The 15803-nt window shown below is 32.1% G+C and carries 14 protein-coding genes; 7 read left to right on the plus strand and 7 right to left on the minus strand.

Translation table 11 applies throughout. From position 1 onward, the window contains the following. The first annotated feature begins 439 nt into the window (after positions 1-439). The 4 genes from VGE71_RS09185 (at position 440) to VGE71_RS09200 (ending at position 2974) form a co-directional block, all read left to right on the plus strand. On the plus strand, positions 440-1570 hold the full coding sequence (locus tag VGE71_RS09185; RefSeq protein WP_331138057.1) for an Mrp/NBP35 family ATP-binding protein: 1131 nt from the start codon (positions 440-442) through the stop codon (positions 1568-1570). Positions 1571-1665: 95 nt separating this feature from the next. Continuing rightward, complete coding sequence (locus tag VGE71_RS09190; protein ID WP_057116000.1) at positions 1666-1905, plus strand: NifU family protein; 240 nt, start codon at positions 1666-1668, stop codon at positions 1903-1905. A 212-nt stretch (positions 1906-2117) separates the two neighbouring features. Continuing rightward, a complete protein-coding gene (locus VGE71_RS09195) occupies positions 2118-2597 on the plus strand; it encodes a hypothetical protein (RefSeq protein ID WP_144215858.1) in 480 nt (159 codons plus the stop codon). Between the two features lie 59 nt (positions 2598-2656). After that, the gene (locus VGE71_RS09200) at positions 2657-2974 is read left to right on the plus strand and encodes a 2Fe-2S iron-sulfur cluster-binding protein (RefSeq protein ID WP_091490641.1); all 318 of its coding nucleotides are present in this window, start codon (positions 2657-2659) and stop codon (positions 2972-2974) included. A 73-nt stretch (positions 2975-3047) separates the two neighbouring features. On the opposite strand, the gene VGE71_RS09205 is transcribed toward VGE71_RS09200, so the two are convergent. From VGE71_RS09205 to VGE71_RS09225, 5 genes are all read right to left on the minus strand, one after another. After that, positions 3048-3338, minus strand: coding sequence for a YcxB family protein (locus VGE71_RS09205; protein ID WP_331138058.1), 291 nt, complete (start codon positions 3336-3338; stop codon positions 3048-3050). A 427-nt stretch (positions 3339-3765) separates the two neighbouring features. After that, positions 3766-4755 (minus strand): aspartate-semialdehyde dehydrogenase, encoded by a 990-nt coding sequence (locus VGE71_RS09210; RefSeq protein ID WP_144215862.1) that lies wholly within the window; start codon positions 4753-4755, stop codon positions 3766-3768. Positions 4756-4899: 144 nt separating this feature from the next. Next, positions 4900-5538, minus strand: a complete 639-nt coding sequence (locus tag VGE71_RS09215) for a hypothetical protein (protein WP_331138059.1) — start codon at positions 5536-5538, stop codon at positions 4900-4902. A gap of 133 nt (positions 5539-5671) precedes the next feature. After that, positions 5672-6052 carry a large conductance mechanosensitive channel protein MscL gene (mscL, locus tag VGE71_RS09220; protein ID WP_091490638.1) on the minus strand — a complete coding sequence of 127 codons (381 nt, stop codon included), beginning with the start codon at positions 6050-6052 and terminating at the stop codon, positions 5672-5674. Positions 6053-6251: 199 nt separating this feature from the next. Beyond that, on the minus strand, positions 6252-8702 hold the full coding sequence (locus VGE71_RS09225; protein ID WP_331138060.1) for a bifunctional UDP-N-acetylmuramoyl-tripeptide:D-alanyl-D-alanine ligase/alanine racemase: 2451 nt from the start codon (positions 8700-8702) through the stop codon (positions 6252-6254). 235 nt (positions 8703-8937) lie between these two features. On the opposite strand from VGE71_RS09225, the gene VGE71_RS09230 reads away from it, so the two are divergent. Then, a complete protein-coding gene (locus tag VGE71_RS09230; protein WP_331138061.1) occupies positions 8938-9552 on the plus strand; it encodes a hypothetical protein in 615 nt (204 codons plus the stop codon). On the opposite strand, the gene VGE71_RS09235 is transcribed toward VGE71_RS09230, so the two are convergent. Both VGE71_RS09235 and VGE71_RS09240 read right to left on the minus strand, forming a co-directional pair. Continuing rightward, entirely contained in the window at positions 9547-10251 is a 705-nt protein-coding gene (locus tag VGE71_RS09235; RefSeq protein ID WP_331138062.1) for a porin family protein, read from the minus strand. The genes VGE71_RS09230 and VGE71_RS09235 overlap by 6 nt on opposite strands. Before the next feature lie 278 nt (positions 10252-10529). Next, the gene (locus VGE71_RS09240) at positions 10530-10721 is read right to left on the minus strand and encodes a hypothetical protein (protein ID WP_331138063.1); all 192 of its coding nucleotides are present in this window, start codon (positions 10719-10721) and stop codon (positions 10530-10532) included. 270 nt (positions 10722-10991) lie between these two features. On the opposite strand from VGE71_RS09240, the gene VGE71_RS09245 reads away from it, so the two are divergent. Together VGE71_RS09245 and VGE71_RS09250 are read left to right on the plus strand one after the other, a co-directional pair. After that, entirely contained in the window at positions 10992-13199 is a 2208-nt protein-coding gene (locus tag VGE71_RS09245) for a TonB-dependent receptor (protein ID WP_331138064.1), read from the plus strand. A 162-nt stretch (positions 13200-13361) separates the two neighbouring features. Further along, positions 13362-15470: a prolyl oligopeptidase family serine peptidase gene (locus VGE71_RS09250; RefSeq protein ID WP_331138065.1), complete on the plus strand. Its 2109-nt coding sequence runs from the start codon at positions 13362-13364 to the stop codon at positions 15468-15470. Positions 15471-15803 lie beyond the last annotated feature (333 nt).

Genomic DNA, 15803 nt, shown 5'->3' on the forward strand with positions numbered 1-15803 from the left:
AAGCTAATTGCAATAACAATTATAGAAAAAGTAAAATTTCGCATATTTTTAAAGTTTAGAATGATAAAAAATAACTTCTCAAAAAAATACGGAAAACCCAATAAAGAATCCTAAAAGATAAGTTTTCACATACTTTTTTCATGACTGAAAATCATCGATTTGGGCAATCAAATATAACGAAGTTTTATGAGAATCTACTTCAAAAAAGAAGAAAATTTATACAAAAAAAGCAGTTTTGAAAAGACTAAAATCTTTCTATTTTAAGATTTAAAAGTGCAAAAAAACAAACGTAATAATTTTGAATAATCTCTATATCAATAATTACAATTCAAAATCGCTTAATTCCGAACTTAATGCGTTATCTTTGCACCCTGAATTCAGTTTAAATAAGAGTAATCTTTAAAACTGGCTTTTTAGAATAGAAAAATAGCCCATTACAATGAAATTAGATAGAAAAGAAATTCTTAAAGCATTAGAAACAATTACTATTGCTGGCGAAGGAAAAAATATGGTTGAAAGCGGCGCTGTAACCAATGTTATTACTTTTGGCGATGAAGCTGTTGTAGACCTTGTATTGCACACACCGGCAATGCATATTAAAAAAAGAGCAGAAGACGATATTAGAAAAACAATTCACGAATTAATATCTCCAGATGCTAAAGTAAAAGTAAATATTAAAGTAGAATCTCCTGAAAAGCCTGAAATTAAAGGTCGTGCTATTCCAGGAATCAAAAATATTATTGCAGTTGCCTCTGGAAAAGGAGGAGTAGGAAAATCTACTGTAACGGCAAACTTAGCAGTAACGCTTGCAAAAATGGGTTTTAAAGTTGGTGTTTTAGATGCTGATATTTATGGGCCTTCAATGCCGATTATGTTCGACGTTGAAAATGAAAAACCGGTTTCTATATCAGTTGACGGAAAATCAAAAATGAAACCTATCGAAAGCTATGAAATCAAAATGCTTTCTATCGGATTTTTTACTGCTCCAAGTCAAGCTGTAATCTGGAGAGGTCCAATGGCTGCAAAAGCATTAAATCAAATGATTTTTGATGCAGATTGGGGCGAATTAGATTTCATGCTTTTGGATTTACCTCCTGGAACTGGAGATATTCACTTATCTATCATGCAATCTCTTCCTATTACAGGAGCTGTTGTAGTAAGTACACCACAAGCTGTAGCTTTAGCAGATGCTAAAAAAGGAGTAGCAATGTTTATGCAGGATAATATCAATGTTCCTGTTTTAGGCATTATTGAAAACATGGCTTATTTCACACCTGAAGAATTACCTGATAATAAATATTATATCTTTGGACAAGAAGGAGCTAAAAATCTTGCTCAAGATCTTGAAGTTCCATTTTTAGGAGAAGTTCCAATTGTACAATCTATTCGTGAAGCAGGAGATTACGGTCGTCCGGCAGCATTACAAACCGCTTCTCCAATAGAAAAAGTATTTGAAGAAATTACTAGAAATGTTGTTCAGGAAACAGTAAACAGAAACGAAAGCTTACCTGCAACTGAAGCTATTAAAATTACAACAATGGCAGGTTGCTCTGCAGTGAAGAAAAATTAGATAATTAGATAATGTGCCAATTAGATAATGTGAATAATTATCTAATTAACAAATTTTCTAATTGACACATTCTTTTAAATTGACACATTATAATTATGACAACAGAAGAATTAACAAATAATGTTTTATTGGCCTTAGACGAGATAAGACCATTTTTAAAATCTGATGGTGGAGATATTTCATTAATTTCTATTGAAGATGATAAACATGTAAAAGTTCGTTTGGAAGGAGCTTGTATTAGCTGCAGCGTTAATCAAATGACACTGAAAGCTGGAGTGGAGACAACTATTAAAAAATATGCACCACAAATTGAAACAGTGGTAAACATAATGTAACAAAAGAAAGAATTTTGCAAAGGATTTACTTTTGATTTTTAACAAGAATAATAAGCCTTATTGTTGTTTGCGTGAAAAATTCACAAAAAAACCTTTATAAAATGCAGTTTTTTGAGACATTCATAAAAAACTCCTCAAAGATTTAAGAGTTTCGGTTACAAAATTGTTACATTTTTAATTTAAATTTGTAAACCAACCCTAAATCTTAAACTATGAGAAACTATTACGCTCTTTTTTTATTATTGTTTGTAAGTGTCGTAAATGCACAACAGGGTCAAACACTTCTTGCTTATAAAGCTTGGGTAAATGAATCTGAAGAATGGTCAGATTTTCAATATTCGGGGCAAATTATCTTTTCTACGAATGGAAAAACTGAAGAAGGCGCTTTAAGAATTGGCAATTATGATTTTTTATATGACCTTTGCGACGGAAAAGCAAAGTTTTCAAATAAAGCAACTTACAGCTCTGCCGAGTTCTCTCATCCGAGAAAACTTGCCGCACTGACAGACAAACAAGGAGTATTAAACTCTACTTACGAAGGAACACTAATTTTCCAGGCTGATAAAGATTATTACTCTGTCATTTCCGTTGTCACTATATTAGAAAAAGGAGGTAATATAATTGGTGTAAAAATGCGCCTGAAAGACGGCAATCGAAAAGAATATGCTTTTAGCTTAAAAGACAAAAGTTAAAATTAATAAAGAGTTTGAACACGTTTTCAAATTCTGCAATAAAATTCCAATAATTTAAAATGGATGTATTAATAAAGATTAAAGATCGAGAAGGAGTTATACACGAATTACAGGCTCCAACTGATATGGCAATGAACATAATGGAGTTATGCAAAGCATACGAACTTCCTGTTGAAGGAACCTGCGGCGGAATGGCCATGTGTGCTTCTTGCCAATGTTATGTTCTAAACGATGTTGCATTACCGGAAATGGGAGATGACGAAGAAGCTATGCTTTCGGAAGCATTTTACGTTAAATCAAATAGCCGTTTGGGCTGCCAGATTCCAATTACTGAAGATTTAGAAGGTTTGGAATTAGAATTAGCACCTGAATATTAAAAATATAAAAAAGGCGAGAAAATTAATTCTCGCCTTTTTTTATAACTAGTGATTTTTTTCAAGACTTAACCAGTTATTTCCATTCCCATTCTAACTCTGAAATAAAGCTGATTCCTTTTTTTTCAGTTATCATTTTTAACTCATCTCTAAGGGTTTCAACATTTTTAATTTCAGATTTTGGAATCATAATATTCAAACCTGTCTTTAAAGCAATAAAAAAATAATCCTTTATTTCACTAATATTCTCAAATCCAGAAAAATTCAATTCCGAACTACCAATATCTTTACTAAAAACCTCCAATACATCTTCCTTAAAAAGCAATTTGGAAGTAACTCCAATTCTATTTTTAAAATTCTCTTTCACATATTTCCTAAAAAATCTTTTGTAATATATTTTCAAATAAATAGGAAAAAAACAAAAAAAAAAATACTTGCTCCTCCAAAGTAATAGACTATCGGGAGATTATTAATTTCATAAAACAAAAAGCCAATTAATAGTAGTATCATTAACACTAATATTCGACCCGTTTTTCTTTGTTTCTTTATTAATTTACTTTTCGAAGCCAAATATAATTGCTGCTGTAAATAATCGTTTTCTGTTAAGCTATAATTCAGTTCCATTTAACCCAAATGCATTTATTGAGCTATAAAAGTATTTTTAATAGTTTCATTTTAGTACCATAAAAAGTTTTATTACTACTATGATAGGATATATCAATGAATCAAAAAAGCCGTAATTACTTTCGCAATTACGGCTTTTTCTTTATAACAATTTTCTTTAATCTCTAAGATTATACCAAACCTGCCTGAATTAAATATTCTGCAATTTGGATCGTGTTTGTTGCAGCACCTTTTCTTAAGTTATCCGCAACAATCCACATGTTTAATGTGTTTGGTTGGCTTTCATCGCGACGGATTCTTCCAACAAAAACGTCATTTTTACCTTCTGCATATAATGGCATTGGGTAGGTAAAAGTATCTAAATTATCCTGCACCACTACTCCATCAGTGTTGTGTAAGATTTCGCGAACTTCATTCACTTCAAAATCATTTGTGAACTCAACGTTTACCGCTTCACTATGTCCACCAACAACTGGTACACGAACTGCAGTAGCTGTAACTCTAATTGTATTATCACCTAAGATTTTTTGAGTTTCGCGAACTAATTTCATTTCTTCTTTAGTGTATCCATTATCCTCAAAACTATCGCAATGAGGAATCGCATTTCTGTGAATTGGATATTTGTAAGCCATATCACCTTGAATTCCTGCGTACTCATTTTCTAGTTGTTTTACTGCTTTTACACCAGTTCCAGTAATCGATTGGTACGTAGAAACAATAATTCTTTCGATATTATATTTTCTGTGTAAAGGAGCCAAAGCCAATACCATCTGAATAGTAGAACAGTTTGGATTTGCAATGATTTTATCTTCTTTAGTTAACACAGAAGCGTTGATTTCTGGAACCACTAATTTTTTAGTAGGATCCATTCTCCACGCAGAAGAGTTGTCGATTACAGTTGTTCCAGCAGCAGCAAATTTTGGCGCCCACTCTAATGAAGTATCTCCACCAGCTGAGAAAACAGCAATATCAGCTTTCATATCAACTGCTGTTTGTAAACCAACTACTTTATATTTAGTTCCTTTGTATTCGATTTCTTTTCCTACTGATCTTTCAGATGCAACAGGAATTAATTCTGTAACAGGAAAATTTCTTTCCGCTAAAACTTTAAGCATTACTTCGCCAACCATTCCGGTAGCACCTACAACTGCAATTCTCATTTTTATATTTTTAAATAATCAATTAATCTAATTTGTGAAGCAAAAATAAGTATAATAAAAGTCTTGACAAGGTGGTTCACAAAAAATAACAAAATGTTACAAAACAAACAAAAGTTGATTTACTGCAAATTCCGCGAACAGCTTTTATCGTTTATTAATTATGTCAAAAGGTAATGCAAATGAACCAATACTTTTTAAATACTCTTGATCTTCTTTTGTTAATTCGTTTGTTCCAATTGCAACATCTTCCCAAATGTTGTTTTGCTCTCGCTTAAGTAAAAATTCAATTTTTTCAACCTTTGGTTTCCTGTTAAGACCTACAATTGTTAAATCAATAAATTGCCCTACTTTGATTTCTCCTTTTACTATTTGTCCTGATAAGAAAAATCCTCTGTCAGTTATTTGAAAAAAGTCTCTGACTTTAAATCGAGCAACTGTTAAATTATGCCAATTATATCCACAAAATCGACATTGTCTTGAATATGGCGTCCTTGAAAGTTTAGTGCATTTCGGACAATAATTAAAGAAAATTTTATCTGGGTGTTGAGACAAAATCCTATTTGCAGTATTTAATTCAAATTGCTGGTAACTTTCTTTAAGTAAATCTAATACACTTTGATCAGAAGTAAGCCAACCTTTTGTTCTGTAAATTTCTATCAAATTTGTATTTTCTAAACCTTTAAGTTTATAAGTTGATTGAGAATGTCTAATAGCCATTCTTTCCAAATCTGTCAACAAATTAGGAAAATAATTAATTATATACTTTGCTGTTTGAATATCCATTTTATTTCTGGTATTTTTTATTTCATTGTCTCACAATAAAAATAGTACAATTGCTTCATATATGATGTCAAAATAAAAAAACCGCCTCTTTAGAAGGCGGTTAAGTTAGACTTAGTGTAGCGGTATTATATTTTTATTTATTTTTTAATAAATCTCTAATTTCAGTAAGCAATTCTTCCTGAGTAGGTGCTGCTGGTTGATTCGGTGCTGGTTCTTCTTTCTTTTTAAGACTGTTCAAAGCTTTAATGATCAAGAACAAAACAAAAGCTACGATAATAAAGTTAATTACTGCCGAAAGAAACATACCGTATTTCACTCCACCAAAAGCGGTCAAATCTTCTATCCTTGATAAATGAGCTGCGTCTAAAGCAGGTTTTAGTACTAAAGGTGTAATTACATCTTCTATAAATGAACTTACAATTTTACCAAAAGCAGCTCCAATAATTACCGCAACAGCAAGGTCAACTACGTTGCCTTTCATTGCAAATGCCTTAAATTCTGAAAAAAATCCCATATCTGATTTGTTTAGTTTTACATTAAATGAATATCGAAAATAAGCATTTTTACTTAAAATCACTAAGAAAAACCGATTTAAACCATATAAGTAATGTAAGATATTATAAGATTTACACAATAAATAATTATACAGCTAACAAAAAAAAGAAAATCAAGTCCAGCTAAAATGAACTTATATGACTTATATGGTTTAAAAACTACCTGAAAAATACGCGCTTTACTCGCTGCGAAATACTCGTCATTATCTCATACGGAATTGTTTTTAAAGCTACTGCCATCTCAATAACCGTTGGACTTTCGCCAAAAATAATTACTGGATCGCCTTCTTTGCAGTCAATTTCTGAAACGTTTACCATCAGCATGTCCATACAAACACTGCCTACAATTGGCGCTTTCTGATTTTTGATTGTGACAAAACCAACTTCATTTCCCCATAATCTCGAAATTCCGTCGGCGTAACCAATTGGAATTGTGGCTATTTTGGTTTCTTTTTCTGCCATAAAACGTCGTCCGTAACCTACGCTGTCTCCTGCAGGAATCACACGAACTTGAGAAATAATGGATTTTAAAGTTCCAACATTTTCTAAATATTTTTGTTCCGTAGAATCATTCGAAACGCCGTATAAACCAATTCCTAAACGCACCATATTATATTGGGCATTCGGAAAATTACTGATTCCAGAAGTATTCAAAATATGTCGAATCGGATTGATGTTTAATTCTGATATTAATCGCGAAGATAATTTCTCAAACAATGCAATCTGTTTATTTACAAAGTCATAATGTTTTGGATCATCGCTTGTTGCTAAATGCGATAAAATACTTTGAACACGAACAGTCGAATTTCCTTTTAAAGTATCTATCAATTCCTGAAGTGTATTTTCTTCAAAACCTAAACGATGCATTCCTGTATCAATTTTAATATGAATCGGGAAATCTTTTAAATTCTTTTCGCGTGCGATTTTCAAAAAGGCATTTAATCCTTTTATACTATAAATTTCTGGCTCTAATTGATATTGAATGATAGATGGAAAACTGGTAGATTCCGGATTTAAAACCATAATTGGTAATTTAATTCCACCGTTTTTCAATGAAATTCCTTCATCGGCGAAAGCCACACCTAAATAATCAACTTTATGATGTTCTAGCAATTTTGCAATTTCTAAACCGCCATTTCCATACCCAAAAGCCTTTACCATTACCATCATCTTGACATTTGGTGCCAATTTAGATTTAAAGTAATTGAAGTTGTGACTAATGGCATCAAGATTGATTTCCAGAACCGTTTCGTGTGTTTTTTCTTCAAGAAGTGAAACAATTTCTTCAAATTTAAAAGATCTTGCTCCTTTTATTAAAATGGTTTCATTTTGAAAATTCAGGCTTTCAATCGCTGTTATAAAATCGGCTGTACTTGAAAACATGATACTGTTTGGAAATTTAGCAACAAAAGATGAAATGGTTTCTCCGATACCAATTAAGCGATTTATTTTATTGTCTGAAATTAATTGTGCTACTTTAGAATACAATTCTTCATTTGTAAATCCGCTTTGGAAAATGTCTGATAAAATCACTGTTTTTGAAGCACTCTTTTTCTTTTGGCTTTCTAAAAAATCTAAAGCAATTTTTAATGATTGAAAATCAGAGCTGTAACTATCATCTATAATACTGCAATTATTGATTCCGTTTTTAACTTCGAGACGCATTCGAACAGGATAAAGCATCTCAATTCTGCTTTGAATAACTTTCTGGTCGTATTTAAAATACAGCAAAACCAATAAACAGGAAATAGCATTTTCTACAGAAGCCGAATCGTTAAACGGAATTTCTAAACTGAATTTTTCATTGTTATATTGATATTCAATATGCGTATGATCGTTTTTACTTTCTTTTTTTAAAATAAAAACATTCGCATTTTGATCTGAAAAACTCCATGAAAACAACGTTTGATTCAAGTCATTTAGACAATGATCAACTTTTTCATTTTTTTGATAAATTACTACTGAAGCGTCTTTGAACAACAATAATTTCTCTTTGATTTTTTCTTCCAAATTTTCGAATCCTTCATCGTGAGCGGAACCAATACTCGTTAAAACTCCAATAGTAGGTTTAATGATTTTCTCCAACTTAGCCATTTCATTGACTGTTGAAATTCCCGCTTCAAAAATCCCTAAATTGTGTTTTTCGTTGATTGAAATCACCGAAAGCGGAACTCCAACCTGAGAGTTGTAACTTTTGGGACTTCTAACAATATTATAGTCTGGACTTAATAAGAAATTAAGCCATTCTTTTACAATCGTTTTACCGTTACTTCCAGTTAATCCGATAACTGGAAAATGGAATAGATTTCGGTAATAGGCAGCAAATTCCTGAAGAGCCTGAAGCGTATTTTCGACAACTAAGAAATTAGCTTTATCTGCATAACCTTCCGGAATATACTGAACCACAAAATTCTGTACTCCGTTTTCTATTAAATCGGAAATAAATAAATGAGCATCATTGTTTACACCTGCCAAGGCGAAGAATAAAGTTTGAGATCCGTTTTGTAATGAACGGCTGTCTATTGAAATATGGTCAATAAAAACATCAGTTTCTGAGCCAATCCATTTGGCGTTTAGAACTGAAATCAGGCTTTTTAAATTTAGGCTCATTTAGAAATATCTTTTTTTCAAAATTAAGACATTAAAGATAGAAAAGAGTTGTGATTTTCTTAAAAAAATAGACATTTACCTCGATAATGTTTGCCACGAATTTCACTAATTTCATTCATTTTTATAATCATTAAAAATCTCAGATTAGAATAGCTAAATAAAAGAAATTTGAGAAAATTTGTGCAATTCGTGGCAAAGAATAATATTTCAGTATATTTGTTTATTACCCAAAAAAATGCCTGTTTTGAAAAAAATACTTCCGCTTTTCTCCTATATACTCCATCCGATTTTTATATCGTTGTATGCTACAATGTTTTATTTATTCTGTAAAGGAAATATCTTTAGTACACAGGAAAAATATTATGTTCTGCTTCAGATATTGGTGATCAATGTAATTGTACCAATTTTATTTTATTTACTTCTTAAGTCTACAGGACACGTAAAATCTGTTATGCTGAGTCAGACTTCCGAGCGTACAATTCCACTAATTTTGCAGTGTTTTTTATATATTTTGCTCGTAAAACGAAGCATTGTTATTATCCGTTATCCAGAACTTCACTTCTTTTTTCTGGGTGCATTATTCAGTGCTATTCTGGCTTTGGTTTTTGCCCTTTTCAAAATAAAAGCGAGTTTACATATGGTTGCCATTTGTGGTTTTGCCATTTTTGTAATTGGGCTAAACATTCATCTTCAAATGCATAATCCGTATTGGCCGGCATTATTAATTTTGTTGTCAGGAATTGTGGCTTCATCTCGTTTAGAAATGAATGCTCATACTTCAAGAGAAATATTAATCGGTTTGTTTATTGGCATAATGCCTCAATTATTGTTTTTATACCTGTGGTTATAAAATGTAAAAAATCAATCCGGCATTTAAGCTTTTCATGTTAATTTTTTCTCCTGATAAAGTCGTCGCTGAATTAAACAAAGGACTTAAACCATAATATAAATAGATATTCCAAGTGTTATATCCTGCCGCCAAATAAGGCCCGTATTGAAACTTATTGATGTCCTTGTTATTATTAATTCTATAGGTATTTTCACCATCATCTAAAAGAGAGGTACTCGAGAAAATATAACTTAGTTTTACTCCCCCATAGATACGCCAAAATTTAGTGCTTTCGTAAGTAGAATTTCTCCATCTGAATTCTATTGGAAGATCTACAGAATATTGTCTGTAGCGGTTAGAAACAAATTCGCTGGAATTATTTACTCCATAGATAATTGTTCCCGCAGCATCTTTAGAAATATTTAAATTCTGATTGTAGTTTTGATAACTCAACCCTAATCCTGTCGCAATCGCTACTGTTCTGGATTTATTAACCGGCATATCGCGTAAAAACCCTGCAGAAAGCCCAAGTGAAAATTTATTTTGTTTAAAGTTAATCGGAATATCCGTGAACATATTATAAGTCATAGAAAAGAAAAACTGATCTTCTCTATATAAAGAATCTATTTTAACTACCGGTTTTATCTCAGGTTTAACCTCTTCTTGTGCAAAAGAGCTAAAAAAAGTGAGTAAAAATAGGCAGCTAAAAATAATTCGCATATCGTAAGTTTGTTTTTAAAAGGTTGTTTTAAATAAACGTTCTTGTTCATCTGTTTATTTCATATACAAATATAATATAATGCTTTTTCAGGCAGCGCTAAGAACCATAAATATTCTTATTTTGCTTACGAATAAAATTAATTGTTGCATTTTTTTCAATAAATCGGCCAACAGGAGCAAAAAATTGATGAATTTTCTTTTGATGTTTTATACCTTTGCAGCAAATGAAGAAAAAGCAGCTCATATTAAGTTTATCCTTTGCTGTAACAATATTGTTTTCAATATTGTTTCAGTCGATACACAGTTATGAGCATATCGTAAAACAACTTTCTGAAAAGCAGTGTCATCATAATTATAATGATCCAAATGGTGAAATAACGCATCAGCATCATGATTATGACGTTTGTTTTGTTTGTCATTTTGCTTTTGAATCCTTTATTATTCCACAGGATTTCTCTTTTCAGTTTCATTCTTTTGATCGCGAAACTCCTTATTTCTTCCCTTTTTCAGAGAAGATTTTTTCAATTTCAAGTACCTCGTATTTCTTACGGGGACCTCCCACAGCTCTAGTTTCTTAAGTTTTCGATTTCGAAAAAAAATCACATTTCTTTTAATTAAAAATTCAAAAACCGTTGAGTTTCCTAATCCTAATGGCTTAAAGTTGGGATCAGAATGCTTTGCTGTTCGTTTGTTTTTTTTATTAAAAGAAAAAATCAAATTAACTATAGCATCATTTTCAAATGAAAAAATTCATATTAGCCCTTATTTTAGGGTTCTCGGGCATTCTATCTGCTCAAAATTCGGTTTCAGGTACTGTAACTGATAATCAAAATAATCCATTGCCTGGCGTTTCTGTTTATGCGCCTGAGATTCATAAAGGAACCACTACAGACGCAAACGGAAAATACGAATTAAACAATCTTCCAAACGGAAGTCTTAGACTTGCTTTTACGTATGTTGGATATGCTAATCAAAACAAAACGATAGCAAAATTATTAAAGCAAAACACTTTAGACATTACACTAGAGGAATCTATTTTAGAAATGGATGAAGTGGTCGTTTCTACTCCGTTCAACAAATTACAATCGCAAAACGTAATGAAAATTGAGCACGAAAGCATCAAGACATTACAGCAAAAAGGAACTTCAACTTTGATTGAAGGTTTGGCTACAATTCCTGGAGTTTCTCAGATTTCTACGGGAACTTCTATTGGAAAACCTGTAATTCGTGGATTGAGCGGAAACCGCGTTTTAGTATATTCTCAAGGTGTTCGTATCGAAAATCAACAGTTTGGAGACGAACATGGTTTAGGTTTAAATGATGCCGGAATTGAAAGCGTAGAAGTAATTAAAGGTCCAGCATCTTTATTATACGGTTCTGATGCTTTGGGAGGAGTTTTATATTTTAATCCAGAAAAATTTGCTGATGCAGGCGATTTTAAAGCTAATTTCAGTCAAAAATATTTTACCAATACACAAGGAAGTAATTCTTCTATCGGATTAAAAACATCTACAGAAAATTGGAAATTCTTAGCACGTGGAAGTTACAACACGCATTCAGATTATAAAATTGCAGATGGTGACCGCGTAACGAATTCACGTTATAACGAAACTGATTTTAAAACAGGAATTGGATACAGTAATTCAACTTTCTCAAGTGTTTTAAGATATAACTACAACAAATTGGATATCGGAATTCCAGAAGACGGAATTGCAGAACAATCTTCTAGCAAAGACACACAATTTCCAAGACAGGGAATTTTCAATCATTTATTGAGTTTGAATAATACTGTCTTTTTTGAAAACTCAAAATTAGATGTTGATTTAGGCTATATTTCTAATGACCGAAGCGAATTTGAAGACAGCAACGAAGCTTCTTTACACATGAAATTGAATACTTTCAATTATAATGCAAAATATCATTTTCCAAAATTCGGAAAAATCGAAACTATTGTAGGTGTTCAGGGAATGCACCAAACGAATAAAAATTCTGGTGAAGAATATTTAATTCCAGATGCAACAACAAACGATTTTGGTGTTTTTGGAACAGCAAATTACGAATGGAATAACAGTGTTCTTCAGGCTGGATTGCGTTTTGATAATAGAAATATTACTTCAATCGCTCACGGAACAGAAGGTGAAGAAGGTTATTTTCTACCTCTTGACAAATCTTTTGACAGTTTTAATGCTTCTTTAGGTTACAAAACCAAGTTGGCTGATCCGCTAACACTTCGTTTGAATGTAGCGACAGGATTTAGAGCTCCAAACTTAGCTGAATTAACTTCAAACGGTGTTCACGAAGGAACAAATCGTTACGAAATTGGAAATGCTAATCTGAAAACAGAACAAAACGTTCAGACCGATTTGAATTTAGAATACAAAAGCACTCATTTCGAGTTTTTCGTAAACGGATTCTACAATCACGTAAACAACTACATCTATACTTCGCCAACTGGAGAAGTTAGAGATGACAATGATGTTTTTGCATATGTTCAGGATAATGCACAATTGTATGGTGGAGAAGTTGGTTTGCACTTTCACCCGCATCCATTAGACTGGTTGCATTTTGAAACTAGTTTTGAAACGGTTACAGGTAAAAAAGAAAACAAAGATTATCTGCCTTTAATTCCTGCAAACAACTGGAATAATACATTAAGAACTGAATTCAACATTAAAGACTGGTTAAGCGAAGGTTTTGCTTCTTTGAATGTTTCTTCCACTTTTGCTCAAGATAATGTGAGTGGATTTGAAACAGCTTCTAAAGGTTATACTTTAGTAAATTTAGGTTTTGGAGGAACAGTTAAACTAGGAAAAACTGCTTTCGATATTAACCTAAACGGAAACAACCTATTTGATAAAAAATATATTGCACATCTTTCGAGATTAAAAACAGACGGTATTCCTAACATTGGAAGAAACATCGTTTTAGGAGTTAATTTTAATCTGTAATATTTTAAACCATATAAGTCATATAAGTTCATTTAATTTGGCATGCGCTGATATTTACTTATATCACTTATATGGTTATTTTTTTAACAATTAGAAAGTTTTTCTTACTTTATTTTTTTAAACAAAAAAGACTATTTTTGTTACAACAGATAAAAACTAACTATGAAAAAAACATTTTTATTAATGGCTATTACAACTGCAGGAATCTCATTTGGACAAGGCAAAATTCAATATCCGCAAACTAAAAAAGGCGAAACTGTTGATGTTTATTTTGATACCAAAGTAAGTGATCCTTACCGTTGGTTAGAAGATGATAAATCTGCTGAAACCGGTGCATGGGTAAAAGCTGAGAATGAAGTAACTTATGGTTACTTAGATAAAATTCCGTTTCGCGAAGAATTAAAAAAGCGAATGGAAAAATTGTGGAACTACGAGAAAATCGGTGCTCCATTTAAAGAAGGAAAATTTACGTATTATTCTAAAAACAATGGACTTCAAAATCAATCTGTTGTTTACAGAAAAGATCTTAACGGAAAAGAAGAAGTTTTCTTAGATCCAAATACTTTTTCAAAAGACGGAACAACTTCACTTGGAGGATTGAATTTCTCTAAAGATGGAAATAAAGCCGCTTATTCGATTTCTGAAGGTGGAAGCGACTGGAGAAAAGTTATTATTATTGATGCTGTTTCTAAAAAAGTTTTAGAAGACACATTGGTTGATGTAAAGTTCAGTGGCGTTTCTTGGTATGGAAATGAAGGTTTCTATTATTCAAGTTATGACAAACCAAAAGGAAGTGAATTGTCTGCTCTAACTGATCAGCATAAACTATATTTCCACAAACTGGGAACTTCTCAAAAAGAGGATAAAGTAATTTTTGGTGTCGATAAAAAAAGAAGATACGTTGGAGGTTATGTAACTGAAGACAATCGTTACTTGGTAATTACAGCTGCAAATTCTACTTATGGAAACGAATTGTACATTAAAGACTTAACGAAACCTAACAGTCCAATTGTAACTATTGTAGACAACTTCAATTCAGACAATAATATTATCGAAAACGAAGGAAGCAAATTATTCATCGAAACTGATTTTAATGCCCCAAACAAACGCGTTGTTACAGTTGATGCTTCAAATCCAAAACCTGAAAACTGGAAAGATTTCATTAAAGAAACCAACAATATTTTGTCGCCTTCAACAGGTGCAGGATATTTCTTTGCTAATTATACTAAAGACGCTGTTTCATTTGTACAACAGTATGATTACAACGGAAAATTAATTCGTGAAATTAAACTTCCAGCAGTCGGAACTGCAGGTGGATTTGGTGGTAAAAAAGAAGAAAAGATTCTATATTATAGTTTTACAAATTATACAACTCCTGGAAGCATTTACTCTTTTGAACCAAAATCTGGAAAATCTGAGGTTTATCAGAAACCTAAAGTAGATTTCAAAAGTGAAGATTACGAGTCAAAACAAGTTTTTTATACTTCAAAAGACGGTACAAAAGTTCCAATGATCATTACTTATAAAAAAGGAACAAAATTAGACGGTAAAAATCCAACAATCCTTTATGGCTATGGCGGATTTAATGTTAGTTTGACTCCAAGTTTCAGTATTGCAAATGCTGTTTGGATGGAAAATGGCGGAGTTTACGCAGTTGCTAACTTAAGAGGTGGTGGCGAATACGGAAAAAAATGGCATGATGCAGGAACAAAACTGCAGAAACAAAATGTTTTTGACGACTTTATTGCTGCTGCAGAATATCTAATTGCTCAAAAATATACCTCATCTGATTATTTAGCGATTCGCGGAGGTTCTAACGGAGGATTGTTAGTTGGCGCAACCATGACGCAACGTCCAGACTTAATGAAAGTAGCTTTACCAGCTGTTGGAGTTATGGATATGCTTCGTTACAATGCTTTTACTGCAGGTGCAGGCTGGGCTTTTGATTACGGAACCGCTCAAGACAACAAAGAAATGTTCGAATATTTAAAAGGATATTCTCCGGTTCACAACGTTAAAAAAGGAACACATTATCCTGCTACAATGGTAACAACAGGAGACCATGATGATCGTGTTGTTCCGGCACACAGTTTCAAATTTGCTTCTGAATTACAGGAAAAACAAACGGGTGAAAATCCAGTTTTAATTCGAATTGATGTTAAAGCAGGGCACGGAGCAGGAAAATCTGTTGCGGCTACCATCCAAGAGAATGTAGATATTCAAGCATTTACACTTTACAATATGGGCTTTAAAGCTTTGCCTAAAAAGTAAGACTTTAAACTTAATTTTTTTTTTAGCCACGAATTGCACTAATTTCCACGAATTTATTTTTTTTGGAAATGTGCAAATCGTGGCTATTTTTTTGCCACAGATTAAAAGGATTAAAATGATTTTCATATCTATGTTTTCTCTTTAATAATCTGTAAAAATCCTGTAATCTGTGGCAAATAAAAAAAGAATTCGAGGAAATTAGTGTAATTCGTGGCAAACCTTTTTTAAATTTGAGAAACTAAAAACTTAAACAATGGAAATTATAAAATGGGGAATTATTGGCTGTGGAAATGTAACCGAAGTCAAAAGCGGCCCAGCTTTTCAGAAAGCTCC

It is taken from the genome of Flavobacterium sp. (assembly GCF_036405015.1).
Taxonomy (GTDB): Bacteria; Bacteroidota; Bacteroidia; order Flavobacteriales; family Flavobacteriaceae; genus Flavobacterium.

Bases quoted from the DNA above. Each gene is read 5' to 3' on its own strand.
- VGE71_RS09185 (WP_331138057.1), top strand. From the start codon at position 440: ATGAAATTAGATAGAAAAGAAATTCTTAAAGCATTAGAAACAATTACT.
- VGE71_RS09190 (WP_057116000.1), top strand. From the start codon at position 1,666: ATGACAACAGAAGAATTAACAAATAATGTTTTATTGGCCTTAGACGAG.
- VGE71_RS09195 (WP_144215858.1), top strand. From the start codon at position 2,118: ATGAGAAACTATTACGCTCTTTTTTTATTATTGTTTGTAAGTGTCGTA.
- VGE71_RS09200 (WP_091490641.1), top strand. From the start codon at position 2,657: ATGGATGTATTAATAAAGATTAAAGATCGAGAAGGAGTTATACACGAA.
- VGE71_RS09210 (WP_144215862.1), bottom strand. From the start codon at position 4,755: ATGAGAATTGCAGTTGTAGGTGCTACCGGAATGGTTGGCGAAGTAATG.
- VGE71_RS09215 (WP_331138059.1), bottom strand. From the start codon at position 5,538: ATGGATATTCAAACAGCAAAGTATATAATTAATTATTTTCCTAATTTG.
- mscL (WP_091490638.1), bottom strand. From the start codon at position 6,052: ATGGGATTTTTTTCAGAATTTAAGGCATTTGCAATGAAAGGCAACGTA.
- VGE71_RS09225 (WP_331138060.1), bottom strand. From the start codon at position 8,702: ATGAGCCTAAATTTAAAAAGCCTGATTTCAGTTCTAAACGCCAAATGG.
- VGE71_RS09230 (WP_331138061.1), top strand. From the start codon at position 8,938: ATGCCTGTTTTGAAAAAAATACTTCCGCTTTTCTCCTATATACTCCAT.
- VGE71_RS09235 (WP_331138062.1), bottom strand. From the start codon at position 10,251: ATGCGAATTATTTTTAGCTGCCTATTTTTACTCACTTTTTTTAGCTCT.
- VGE71_RS09240 (WP_331138063.1), bottom strand. From the start codon at position 10,721: ATGAAACTGAAAAGAGAAATCCTGTGGAATAATAAAGGATTCAAAAGC.
- VGE71_RS09245 (WP_331138064.1), top strand. From the start codon at position 10,992: ATGAAAAAATTCATATTAGCCCTTATTTTAGGGTTCTCGGGCATTCTA.
- VGE71_RS09250 (WP_331138065.1), top strand. From the start codon at position 13,362: ATGAAAAAAACATTTTTATTAATGGCTATTACAACTGCAGGAATCTCA.